At 55.0% G+C, this 13,223-nt stretch carries 9 protein-coding genes; 2 read left to right on the forward strand and 7 right to left on the reverse strand.

Annotated elements, in window-relative coordinates; translation table 11 throughout:
• Positions 1–99: 99 nt before the first annotated feature.
• From ENN68_02535 to ENN68_02550, 4 genes are all read right to left on the reverse strand, one after another.
• Positions 100–303, reverse strand: coding sequence for a hypothetical protein (locus tag ENN68_02535; GenBank protein ID HDS44968.1), 204 nt, complete (start codon positions 301–303; stop codon positions 100–102).
• Positions 304–306: 3 nt separating this feature from the next.
• Positions 307–1,008, reverse strand: a complete 702-nt coding sequence (locus ENN68_02540) for a histidinol-phosphate aminotransferase family protein (protein HDS44969.1) — start codon at positions 1,006–1,008, stop codon at positions 307–309.
• A gap of 21 nt (positions 1,009–1,029) precedes the next feature.
• Positions 1,030–3,393: a DEAD/DEAH box helicase gene (locus tag ENN68_02545; GenBank protein ID HDS44970.1), complete on the reverse strand. Its 2,364-nt coding sequence runs from the start codon at positions 3,391–3,393 to the stop codon at positions 1,030–1,032.
• A 120-nt stretch (positions 3,394–3,513) separates the two neighbouring features.
• Complete coding sequence (locus ENN68_02550; GenBank protein ID HDS44971.1) at positions 3,514–4,101, reverse strand: hypothetical protein; 588 nt, start codon at positions 4,099–4,101, stop codon at positions 3,514–3,516.
• A gap of 56 nt (positions 4,102–4,157) precedes the next feature.
• Between ENN68_02550 and ENN68_02555 the strand changes: the two genes are divergently transcribed.
• On the forward strand, positions 4,158–5,093 hold the full coding sequence (locus tag ENN68_02555; protein HDS44972.1) for a hypothetical protein: 936 nt from the start codon (positions 4,158–4,160) through the stop codon (positions 5,091–5,093).
• A gap of 1 nt (position 5,094) precedes the next feature.
• Here ENN68_02555 and ENN68_02560 read toward each other — a convergent pair whose 3' ends face one another.
• From ENN68_02560 to ENN68_02570, 3 genes are read right to left on the reverse strand one after another with little or no spacing between them, the layout of a single operon-like run.
• Positions 5,095–5,340: a hypothetical protein gene (locus ENN68_02560; GenBank protein HDS44973.1), complete on the reverse strand. Its 246-nt coding sequence runs from the start codon at positions 5,338–5,340 to the stop codon at positions 5,095–5,097.
• 36 nt (positions 5,341–5,376) lie between these two features.
• The gene (locus tag ENN68_02565) at positions 5,377–5,937 is read right to left on the reverse strand and encodes a hypothetical protein (GenBank protein ID HDS44974.1); all 561 of its coding nucleotides are present in this window, start codon (positions 5,935–5,937) and stop codon (positions 5,377–5,379) included.
• Entirely contained in the window at positions 5,880–6,827 is a 948-nt protein-coding gene (locus ENN68_02570; GenBank protein ID HDS44975.1) for a hypothetical protein, read from the reverse strand. The genes ENN68_02565 and ENN68_02570 overlap by 58 nt, the downstream gene beginning before the upstream one ends.
• 309 nt (positions 6,828–7,136) lie before the next feature.
• Between ENN68_02570 and ENN68_02575 the strand changes: the two genes are divergently transcribed.
• Positions 7,137–13,223, forward strand: a 6,087-nt coding sequence (locus tag ENN68_02575; GenBank protein ID HDS44976.1) for a DUF11 domain-containing protein, incomplete at its 3' end; no start/stop codon positions are given.

Raw genomic sequence — 13,223 nt, forward strand, 5'->3', positions numbered from 1 at the left:
GCATCGCCATCACCGCATGGAGCAGCAGCTCGTTCTCTCCTTCCTTCTTTACGGAGAACCGGATATGGCGGGGTAGCCCAAAGGAGGTGCAATTCCTGATCAAGAACCCATCTTCCAGGAGCGCTGCTTCGCCACCACTGCGGTCGCAACCTCCAGGAGATAGTAATTGGCATCCGAATGAACCGCCAGCACGGCTGCTATACGCTCTTTACTCCGCGCGATGCGCGCTCGCGAGTCTGCCAGGAACGCATCACCCTCAGCACCAAGCACCGCCGCACCGACCTTCTGCGCGATCACGCTCACGCTCTAGGGTGCCTTCACGCGTTCCATCGCGGTAACAAGCTCGTTCGAGGAGATCGCATAACCGATTCGGATTCCCGGAATCGCGAACGATTTCGTTAATGAGCGCACAATGATGAGATTCTGCCGGGCCAGCCTCTGCGCCGGGAACGCATCCGTGACAAAATCAACGTAGGCCTCGTCCAGCACCACGAGCGCATTGACCCGCTCTGCAGCCTCCACGAGCCCGTTTAACGCTTCCTCACCAAGATACTGACCGGTTGGATTCTTCGGGTTGCAGAGAAAGACCACGTCATCTGGTTGTAAAGCATCCATGATCAGCTCGGGCACAATCCGCAGCCCGGGCATCGCGACAGGCATGAGCTGAGCCCCAATGATCCGCGCCGCAGGCGCATATTCGCCATAGGTGTGCACCGGAATGAGCACACGGTCCTTGACAAAGCTGAGCGCGACGAGTTGGATGAGTTCCGAAACACCTGCGCCCACTAAAAGCTCGTTCGCCGCACAGCCATTCTTGTGGGCAAGCTGCTCGCGCATTGCCGCGCAACCGGTATCGGGATAGCGGTCGATCTCTGCGGTCGCGGCCCGGATCTCGTCCAGAACAAAACCAGGCGGCCCATAGGGGTTTAAATTCACACTGAAATTGAGGACCCGCCCCGTTCCCCCGCTCAACGGTTTCCCCCCTGTGCTCACGAGTCCGCAGCCCAGACAACGCTGCCCGTGGCGTTATCACCCCGCTTCACCCTCAGAACCGTCGTATTCCGCACTCACCACCGTGCGAATATGCTTGGCCGTCTTCTCACCCACCTTCTCGACCGCCATCAGCTCCTCCTTCGACGCTGTTACCACGTTCTCGACCGTTTTGAAGTGCCGCAGCAAATTGCGCGAGGTCACGAGCCCGATATTCGAGATCGCGGAGATGAAGTATTCCTGCTGCTCTTTCAGCGATGCTGCAGGCTTCTTACCATGCGGGCAGATCTCCTTCTTGCTCGACCGCTGCTGCTCGCGCTTCGCGATCACGTAGAGCAAGGACGCGGTATCCGCCTCGTCCTTCGTCTGGATGATGGGTACACAGAGATCAAGGGAGATAGCGGCGATGACCGCCCGTACAACGTTCGGATGCACGTTTCGCTGCCCGTACAGCGCTTCGCCCTCGAGCACGAGCACCGGTTTCTCGTACTCCTTCAGCATCCTCAAGATCTGTGCCAGCAAATTCCTGCGCTTGTTGATCAGGGAATCCAAAAAATCGGTCGTACTCTTCCGCTCGATGCAGACCCGATCGGAGACAATATAGTCGCCCACACCCAGATTCCGCAACCGCAACTCCACACCCGCTTTCTCCAGGAACCGCGCCACACCCGACTTCGTCTCCCGCGGATCCACGAAGATAGTCAGGCGCACTTCTTCAGGCTCGAAATCGGTTATCTGCTTCTGATCCTCCCGCTGCTTTTGCTGCTGCTCCACCGCCCCTTTCGCCGGGCTCTCATAGTATGAGATCGGCCCCTCTCCCGACTCCAGCTCCGGATCATTTGATAACATACCCAGCTCGCTGATCCGCCGCCGCATCTGACGTTCCTTCGTCCGACTGAGCCAGTAATACCCCTCATCTTTCGTGCCCTTCGCAATCAGGACAATCACCTTTCCCACTTTCTTCCGCGCTGTCCTGCCCTTCCGCTGGATGCTCCGGATCGCTGACGGTATTGGCTCATAGAAAAGCACAAGGTCGGTCGCGGGAATATCGAGCCCCTCCTCCGCCACCGAAGTCGCAACGAGGACGTTGTAAACGCCCTCTTTGAACTGCTGGATGATCTCCACCTGCTCCTTCTGCTTCAGGCCTTTATCCTCCTCCTTCGTGGCCTGCCCGATGAACTTCACGGCACGTATGCCTTCCTTTTCCGCATGCCGATCGTGTAACGCGCTCACGATCATCTCCGCTGTATCCCGGTAGTTGGTGAAGACAATGATACGCGTCCCCGGATTGCTCTGGATCTCCTCCCGCAGAATGCTGATCAGCGCGTCTAGCTTGGGATGCTCACCCTCGTACGCAGCGAGCGCGTTCATCGCCGCTACAAATTGTTTATCCTGCATCAAGCGCTTTGCGGCCTTGCTGCCCTCCTTTGAGCTCGCTTCGCTCCGCAAACGCTCAAAATAGCGTCTCACCGCGAAAATACCCTGCGTCTCGATCAGATCGATCGCGTGCTTGATCTTCATGATCTCAGCCAGCACTGAGAGCGCTTGATACAGATCCGCGTGCTTCTGTGTCTGCAATTGGACCGAGATCGCGGACCGTAACGCCAGTATTTCTGATTTGGAGAGTTCCCTGGTTTGTTTCTTCCGGATGAACCCGAGTTTCCGCAGAGCTTCGAGCCGCTCGGCAAGCACACCATCCAGAACGCGTTTCTGCTTCTTGAGCTCGACTGGAACGTCAATACCACGCCACTCAAAGCCCTTCTTGAAGATATACGGCGCGACATCATGATCATACTCAGTCCGGCTCTCGACCTTTGTCACGCCCAGCGCGCTGCAGATCTCCTGGATCTTCTCGCGATCACTGCCCGGTGACGCGGTCATGCCGAGGATCAGCGGCTCCACCGCCTGCTCCCGGTACTTCTCCGCAATATACACGTACGAGTAGTTACCCACTGCGCGATGGCATTCGTCGAAGATCACGAGCGCGACATCGCGGAGCGAGCCGCGGTTACTTAACAGATCGTTCTCGATGATCTGCGGCGTGGAGACGATGATGCGCGCAGACTCCCAGAGCGTCCCCCGCTTCTCTGCGAGGATCGAGCCGGTAAACATCTGGATCTGTGCTTCGTCAATTTCGAGAACCGCTTTGAGGAACGCAGTATGCTGCTCCACCAGCGGTCGTGTCGGCGCCAGGAACAGAACCTTACCCCGCCTGATACGGTCGGCTAGGACGAGGAGCGCGATGGTCGTCTTCCCGAGACCGGTTGGTAAAACCACCATCAACGACTGCTGTTTCGCCGTATCCGCGATGCTGACCTGGTATTCTCTGCGCTCTACGGTGTTTGCCCTGATAAAGGGATGCACAATGAACTTCGTTGCGCTCCTGGACGCGGAATTGTCCATGAAAAGAGGTTGAAGAGCGTGGTAAATAAAGCTCGACACCAAGGAGCGGACGTTGCCGTGCTTCCTCGTGTTCATACACTGCAGCGGGGTAATGAAAGCGTCGTGAACCGCACGGTAAGCTCAGGATTCGCTTTTCCTGAACATTACGGTGACGTTCTTTGTTGTATCGATGATCTTCTCGATTTCGCCTCTTATCCGCGGCTTTACCAGCTCCAGATTGCTCACCCAGGGTATGAACTCGGCTACCAGCTCGCCGTCGTCGAAGAGCCGCACGATCCCCTCGCTCTCCGAGACCACAACCGCAACAGCGTCCGTTTCTTTTGAGATCGATGCCGCGGCCATGTGCCGGCTGCCGAAGCCCAGTGGCAGATCCACGTACCGGGCGATCGTCTCGATGTACCGGGTTGCGGAGAGCACGTAGCCGTCGCCACTGACAATGAACGCGCCGTCCATCTTCGCCAGCTCTTTGATCGTGCCCTGCACATTCCCATTGCGTATGTCCTTCTGCTCAGGGGGGTAGCCCTCGAGCGGGTCGAGGATCAGTGGCTTTGAGCGCCGCAAGACCGCTTCAGCATCGCCAATGACGAAGAGCGCACCGATGCTCTTGCCCTCGCTCCCGCGTCGCGCCAGTGTAAGCGCGATCTCGAGCACGGTTTCGAGCACCACCGGCTCGCAGTTCTCGCACCGCCCTTTTATTGCTCGCAGCATTTTTATTTTTGCGCCCTCAAACCTAATTTTGCGACGCTCACCTTATAAAACCGCGAATGGCGGGCCTACTGCACGTGCACGAGCAACAAACGGGGGAACGGACTGTGATAACTGACGAAGCTCCTACAAGAAGGCGATCCGCCAGGGCCTTTGCGCCCGCGAGTATCACCGGCTTCTTCACGATTCATGAGCATCGCGATCCGTTGCAGAAGGGCTCGTTCGGTTGTGGGCTCGTCCTCGAGTCCGGGTGCGTGACTGAGGTTGCCCACTGCCCTACCCGAGATGCAAAATCGCAGCTACTGATCAATGGCCGTGCAGAAGAGGCCTTGACCACGCGCTACGTGCTCGACCGCATGGCAGCCGCCGCGCCCGTGAAGGTCAGCACGAGCTTTGAGGTACCCATCGGCTGCGGCTTTGGCGCGAGTGCCGCCGGCGCGCTCAGCACCGCGCTCGCGCTGAACGAGCTGCTCGCGCTGAACATGACGCTCAACGGACTTGCACAGATCGCACACTGCGCGGAAGTGGCGAACAACACGGGCCTCGGTGATGTTATTGCTGAAACCTGCGGCGGTGTCGTTATCAGGAAAAAGCCCGGAGCGCCGGGTATCGGCGTGATCGATCGGATACCGCACCGGAGCGAGCAGGTGAACTCGGTGACCTTCGGCGAGAAACTGACGAGATCGATACTGGCCGAAGGCGGCGAGGATACAAAACGGCGGATCAACGATGCGGGTAAGGTAGCCTTACAGGCTGTGCTCCACAAGCCAACGCTGGAGACGCTCATGCACGCCTCGCGCGAATTCGCACTACAAATCGAGCTGATCAGCACTACCTGCAGGGACGCGATCGAGGCTGTGGCTGCGGAAGGAAAGGTCGCGAGCGTCGCAATGCTGGGCGAGACGGTGTTCGTGATCGGTGAGAGCGACGCATTACATGAGTTCGGCACAGTAAAAACGAGCCGACTGTCTCACGCCGGGGCACATCTGCTCTGAGTTACGGCACGCAATCCACGAGCTGCCGCTCCTTATTCACCCTCATCACAATCCCGGACTCGTCCAATTCAAAGGCAACCAGAATGCGATCACGCTTGTACGATTTCGGGTTCCACGTCCGCCCGCACGAGCAGCACTCGACGTCGCTGCCCAGCACCATGACGTACCAGCTCGCATCCGCGTAGGGCGCGCCACAATAGGGGCAGAGACTGACCGTCACGTCCAGAAACGCTTTATTACGCTCCATTTGCTCTCTCCTGCTCGCTACACGTTTAGCTTATTATTATGTCGCGAGAATCAAATCCAGCAAGGTCTTCCGGTCCACTTCCGCACGCGTCCGCCAGCCGATATACAGCACGTTGTTATCCTCGCCGAGATAACCCTGCTTGATGAACCGCTCGAGCGCGAAGAAGATCCGCTGCTTCGGGAATTTTGCGCTCAGAAACTCCTCAACAGCCTTTCGCGACGCCTTGCCCTGCTTCGAGATGAGGTACGCAAGGGTGGCCGAGAGTATGGCGATCGTATCGATCCGCTCGCCCGAGGCCTTCTCAACCGCCGGGCTCTTGAGCACCACCACGAACCGATCACGTTCCGCCTTTTCTTCGTGTTCCGCGCCCTCAGCCCCCTCCTCGCTGATCCGCTTGACCTCCATGCCCAGATTATCGAGCGCGGCGTTGAGCACCGCAAGCACCTCCAGATACTCATCGCCCAGCGCACGCTTCAGCTCCCAGCCCTTTACGCCCGGTAATCGATGCTGACGGAAGAGCAGTAATTGAGCGGCCTTCTTCAGCTTCCGCTCTGCTCGTGCCCGGGATTCCTCTTCTCTTGCTGCTGCTTCTTCCATGTCCGCCAATCCTCATAGCTCACCGAGACGGGGATCGACCGAGTCCGCCCGAAATCGGCCTCGATACGCTCGTTCACTGCACGCGGTGAGATAATAACCTCCTCTTCCAGAGGGTTGAGCTCAAGGTCCGCTCTCCCTTCGCTCACCAGATAGCTCGTCAGGTACGCCTTCTGCACGCTCGTCTCAAATGAGTCCGTATAGATGAACGCGCGATAGTCCATTCTCCCGCGCGCCTCAAGCTCGATCGATAGCTCCCGGAGCCCCGCATCAAACTCCTGTTTTGAGAAGAGGCGTGATTTGATGAGATCTTCCAGCTCGAGGGGTGCCTCGCTCACCGAGGGGAACGGGAAGTCCTCGGCACGCTCGTCAAAGGGCAGGAGCGTATGCCAGTAGTCCAGCCCTTCCTGCAGCCGCTGGGGCGTCAGGCGATCCTGTGCGATGATGGGCCGCCAGGCAGCAAGGAACGCGGTGGCCAACTGCTGCGGCTCCAGCAGTCGCAATTTCAGGTCCAGTAGCGCAGGATCAACGTAAAAGGACGACGACCGATCCTTGATCCATTGCTCCTGCAACGCAATGATCTTCGCCAGCTCGGCAAGGGCTCCGGCGTCCAGCAGCAGCTCGTCCAGCGACCGCCACTTCTTCTGGTACTGCTTCAGCGTGCGCAGGAACCGCTTAACGTCTACATCAAACGGATCAGTCCCCTCAGCCTCCACCGTCTGGCAGAACTGGAGCAGCCGGAAGAGTTCGTCGAACTTCATCTGCTTGCCCTGGCCCTGCTGCTGCATTGGTGTGCTCATTTCCTCTTTTTTATTACGTTTGACTTCACACGTTAAGTAATCCTCAAGCGCCATACTACGGGTTATTCGAGGAGCAACTAGATCCGTACGCATGGGCAGTACTTCCGAAAACCGGGAGTTCTGAACGACACCGGGTAACTATTTAGAAGATCTTTCATGGTAACGATGGTGAGCTAATTGTGGGGGAAAAAAACGGTATATTCTTTCATAATGTGGTGGAGGGGTCATTCACCCTATAAATAGCTTGCGGAAGTGGGGCCGCTCGGAATCACTGACGATAGAGGGGGTTATAAGGTTAATGGGTGCTACAGCAAATTCGACTCGAAGATTATGCCGCAGAGTGCAAAATACCGTTTGTTGTGGTTGATTTAGATCCTCAACCTCCAACTTGTTGACAGCTTCATGATAGAGATAGTTTTAAATACTTACGTTACCCTTCCTTCCAGCATGATAACCAATAAGCGGGTACTTATGGGGATGGTTGGTGTGCTGTGTCTTCTTCTTGTTATGGTTTCACTCGTTCAGCCACAAGAAACGAGCTTGATAACCATAGGGGTTCCGACCGAGGTCAACCAGTGTGAGCCTTATCCTTATAATGTCACTATAACCGCCGAGGCTAAATACCCGCTGAACCTGACGGTCACTATTCCAAACGGTTTTATTTACAACGCTAATTCCTCACAGGTTAATTTCTCCGGGAGCATGCAGAATATAGAGCCCACGCAAACCGCAAACGGTACAAATTTGACATGGGACTTTTCTAATCTAGCCAGTGGCGTTAACGTTACGCACGTAAGCTTCAATCTCACACCCGGCTGTGGCGCGGAGAGTGGAAGGCGGCTCCGCGCTTTAGTTTATTATAATAATAGCAAAACAGATAGTGTAAATTCAGCCTCGATATTGGTGAACGAACCGTTTGTTACCATAACGATTAATCCTGAAGTCGCAGATGCTCATCTCAATGACACTATTACGTATGAGATCATCGTAAAAAATACCGGGTTCAGCCCCGCCTACAATGTCTCGCTCAACCTCACGCTCACCAATCTTACACTCGTTAATATCAGCACGAATAGTACCAGCTGGTCCTATGCCCTGCTCAATGTAAGCGAGACGAGGACCGAGACGGTTAACGTTACCGTGGCGGCCTGCGACAACCAATTCATGAACGTGAACATGTCGAGGAGTTGCCTGGGTGTGGTGTGTCAGTCGAGCTTTGCCAAAGGCAGCATCCGGTTCATTCCGCGGATACCTTTCGTGAAGATCATACCCCAAAATGTACTCGTTGCGTACTGTCAGAATACGACTGTGCAGGTGAATCTGAGCAATGAAGGTGATAGCGGCGCGTACGATCTTTATTTGCGGATGGTCGGACTCCCGAGTCAATACGTTTCGAACCCGAACGCGACCTTTTATACGAGCAATAACACCTTTTACATCGGTGATCTCCCGCCCAATAGCAGCTTTAACCTCACCTTCGATTTCGGTATGCGTTACGGTGAGTGCACCGATCCCGGGAGCGGAACGGTCGCCATCTTCCCCACGTACTATGATGAGTGTGGGAACTTCTGGGCGCCACCGGTCAATCTCTTCCGCTACGCGTTCAATGCGAGCTCGAGACCGATCTTAACCGCGACGAAGATCGCGGACCGAGCCGCGCTCTACTTCGGCGAGGAGGTAAACTTTACGGTGAGCGCCACGTATGCCCGCGGTGGTTGTCCCGAGAATTCTATCCTGGTGAATATCACCGATCGCTACCACGAGAAGTTGGCAATCGTTGATGCTGGGAATGGCACGGTCGATGCAACCAACCATACGATCACGTGGCTCAATGTCCAGCTGAATGACAGCGTTCCCTGGTTCACCACCCTGCGGTTCAGCGCGAACGTTAGCTGTGGTTGCGGTCAAACGCTGGCCAACTCGCTGGACGTCATTGCGGGCACGGATTGCTGCAACTGCCCGCTCAATGCGAGTGCCGCTGATTCTGTGATTGTGGAATGTTATAATGCAACGCTCTTCACGAGCAGTAAAACCGCAACCCCGTCACCGCAGGAGGTGTGCCGCAACATTACCTACACTACCACCTACGTCTTCGCGCACCAGCTCAACTGGAGTGATCTCAGGTTCATGGAAGCGGGAAACAATAGTCAGACGTTCCCCGATGGTACCTTCAGTGGTACTGCCTACTTTGTGGTGAATAGCACCTGCAACGAATCACAAACCATCACGTTGGGCCAGTGGCAGAACCTGAGCTTTTTGAGTAACTGCTCTAACAGCATCTCTCCCGGTACGACCCTTGAAGTAAAGTACACCTTGAAGCAGAATGATGACGGGACCTTCCCTGACTGGTCGTATCTTAACATTTCAGGCTATCCTAACACCGATTGCCCTGATCCCGGCATTTATCGCGAGGCGGTGTTTGTCTCCGTCGACCGGCCTGCTCTGTCCATCGCAGTTGACATCGCCGACTGGATCACTGTCTGTGAGGAGTACAATGTGACGATAACCGCCACGAAATCTGGCGTGTACCCCGTGTACAACGTCACTATCTACTACAACGATTCGCTGTACCGCTATATTGAGAACACGACGATCATGAGCGGGTTCACGAATGAACAGAACGTGAGTATCAACTCATTCGAGCCGATGCGGAATGGTGTCATCCTGAGCTGGTACCTGGGCAATCTATCCGCGGGCGGCACGATCCAGTTCAGAGCGTTGAAAAATTGCAGCCTGGCATCCACCGCGATGGCGTGGTTAGATTATCAGGATAACTGCGATCTCAGCTTAGGGGACGTGCGGCACGCGGATGACAGAGACGCTCCGCTTATCATCACGAAGGGCGACATCATCATCTTGAAGACGCCGAAGGTGGTCTTCGCGAAGACAAAGAACGTCTCCTGGAATATTTACGTCACGAATAAGGGTAACGGAACGGCGAAGAATGTCACGGTCGTGGATGTGCTTGATCCTGACCTCCGGTATGTGAGTTCGAGCATCGGCGGAACGCCAGCAACGCCGCTGGTCACGACTAACAACACGACGATAACATGGGACCTGGGCGATGTTGATCCCAACATCAAAGTGACCATCGGATTGAATGCGACCTTTGCGGGCTGTGAATGGTTGAACAATACCGTCAATGCAAGCTGGGGCTGCTGCAACGAGTCCTGTCAGGCAGTCGCCGATTATTCACGCGTGGAGATCCTCGAGGGCAATGCGGTCTTTGTACGGCACGATGCGGAGCTGATCGATGAGTGTGGCGGTGAGGCGAATTTCACCATCATTGCCCGAAACGTTGGCGAGTCGTACGTGTACGACGTAATGCTTCTCGAAACGCTTCCAAATTGCCTCGAGTTCGTGCTCGATACCAATACCTCATCACCGAATGCGACCTCGTTTGCCTATGATGTGGTAAACAAGACGCTCGGCTGGTATTACAACGAATTGGCGCCCGGGACGACGATCAGGTTTGATTTTAAGGCGGTGATCAACCAGAGCTGCGTCTGCAATGAGAGCTTTGGCGTGGCGGTCGCGAAGATCAACTATACGATACCGTGTGGCGATTTTGGCCAGGAGGATGTGAAGCCCTTCGAGCCCGTGAAAGCGGAACCGCAGCTGAGCATCACGAAGACGCCCGCGTTCACCATCGCGGGGAACAGCAGCTACGTCAACTGGACCATTACGGTTACGAGCACGGGCAATTACGAGGCAAAGAATATCACGCTCGAGGATGTGCTGCCGAGTAATACCGTCTTTGTCTCCGCGAGCCCGGCGGTGAATACCGGCAATGGGTCACCAAGCAGTCCGCTTATCTGGACACTGGCGAATCTATCCACCGGGAGCTCAACCGTGATCAACGTTTCTGCACAGGTAACGGGCTGCGCGGATGATACCGAGAACACCGCGACCGTGTACTGGGGCTGCTGCGTACCGAAGAAGAACGTTTCGGCTTCCGCAGCGGTACGAACACAGCCCGTCTTGAGCTTAGACTGGAGCAAACAGCTTGGGACCTGCGGCGGTAACATTACGCTCACGATCAGGAACGAGGGCTCGACCGCAACTATCACGAATATCACCGAGCACCTTCCCGCAGGCTATCGGTACCTTAACAATACCGCAACCATCACGAGCAGCAATGTCAGCCGCGCATTCACCAATGCTGAGCCGTTCGTCAACGCCACGTATCTCATCTGGAATAGCACGAACATCGACTTCATCTATCCCAGCGAAACGATCACCATCTTCTTCAAAGTGGAGAACGAACTCTGTGAATATCTTTATTGCAGACCCATATCACCAACCACCGAAACGTTTATCGTCAACTATACCGATTCCTGCACTATTCCGCTCGGCATGAATGAAACCTGGGCGGTCAACCCAATCATCATCACCCTGAATGTCACCAAGGAACCGGAAACGCAGACAGTAGGTAATGCCACCTGGTGGATCAATATCAGCAGCACCAACGGTAAAGCGGAAAATGTGACGGTCACAGATATACTCGGCACCGCATTTATGAATATTCAGGCGTACTATCAGAACGGTACTGGAGATACTACTGCCGGGATCGATGAGACGAATAAGACTGTTACGTGGACGGGGCAAACCGTTCCCGAAGGAACGGATACGTGGGTGAGACGACTCAGAGCAACCGTTGCGCCAACGGGAACGCTGGCGAATAACGTCACGGTTGACGGACACTGCCTCTGCGGCTGTATCTACAGCACGACCAGTCGAGCGGTGTACGCCTCCCGGCTCAACTTCACCAAGAAGCCGGACGACACGCTCACGATCGGCGAATACGCGAACTTCACGATCACCGCGGAATACTGGGGCCCTGAAGAGTACAAGAATGTCACCATACGTGATTCGCTGCCTATCAATCTCACGTATATCAGCTCGAACATCACCGATGAGGGCAAGAACTCTTATAATGCGAACCTCTCATTCGATAATCAGACCGGGATCACAGGCCTTGTCTGGTACCTCGGCAACTTCACGGGCCCGAAGGTCTTCACCATCACTCTGACCACGATCGTGGCAGATTATCTTGGTAACCAGAACGGCACGCTGATCTGGAATTGGGCACAATCGGTCCATCAGAATGAGAATGGCTCACTCTTCGAGACGAGCGACAGCGCGTGGATCCTGGTGGTCGAGCCGGATTTGCAGATCGCTAAGGTGACGAACGTAACCGCGCCCGTTCAAGCGGGCGATTACGTTAACTACACGATCACCGTGAACCATACCGCAGCCAGTGCGGTGGACGCGTACGACGTCTGGATCAACGACACGATCCCCTCCGGGTTAAGTTACGTCTCCAATACGTCGGCACCACCTGCGAATATAGCGCAGCACACGGGGCAGCAGGTTTCATGGTTCTATCAGACGATCGCGCGAGGAGCCACGGTCGTAATCAATTACACGGTGCAGGTGGATGCTGACGTCGTGGCCACGCAGCCCTTGGTTAATAGAGCCAATCTCTCCTGGACGAGCACGAACGGCACGAATCCCTATGAGCGGTTCGGGAACTGGACGGATCTCGACGATTATAACCGCACCATCACCGCGCCACTTACCGTGAGCAACAGAACGGCGATCAGTAAATGGCCGGATTATCCCAGGAACTACACAATTGGCGAAGAGATCAACTTTACCATCTTCGTGGATCTTGACCGGGCAGTCTATCGGAATGTCTCGATCCGGGACCACTATCTCAGCAATCTCACGTACAACCACAGCAGTTTCCAGCTCATTGCGAACAACGCAAGTTTCAATTACTTAGTGACAAAAATTAACAGTACCGTGGATCAGGTAACCTGGAATCTTGGTGACGTGAATAACTCTGATAATAAGGATATCACTATTACTTTTAATTTAACCGTTACCAATCATATAGAAACCCAGGATGGCGACAACTTTACTAATTGGGTATGGTTCAGATACAGCAATTACACGAACGTTACTCAGCCGGAAATTGGTGATTCTTCTGGTCTCATTACGATTAAAGAGCCTGATCTCCAGATTAAAAAGGTGCATAATATCACCGACACGGTCGAGTATTGTGATAACATCACGTATACCATAGTAGTTAATCACACGGCAAGCAGCCACTGGCCGGCGTACGACGTGTGGATCAACGAGACCATTCCGAATGGACTGACGTATCTCAGCAATTACTCGGTACCGTCCGCGGATACGTTCAACCGGGATGGGCAACGGGTCGCGTGGTACTATCAGGAGATACCGCTGGGAGCTTCCGTGCTGATCAATTACACCGTGCACGTAGCCAGTAACGTGCAGATGAATCAGTCGCTGTTGAATCGAGTGAACCTGACCTGGACCTCGACGAATGGCACGAATCCGAACGAGCGGTTCGGGAACTGGACGGATCTCGACGATTATAACCGGACCGATGAGGCACCGGTACGGGTGAATGATACCGTTACCATTGCGAAGACGCCCGATTATGACCGGAATGCGACC

This window comes from Methanomicrobia archaeon (genome assembly GCA_011049045.1).
Lineage (GTDB): Archaea > Halobacteriota > Syntropharchaeia > Alkanophagales > Methanospirareceae > JACGMN01.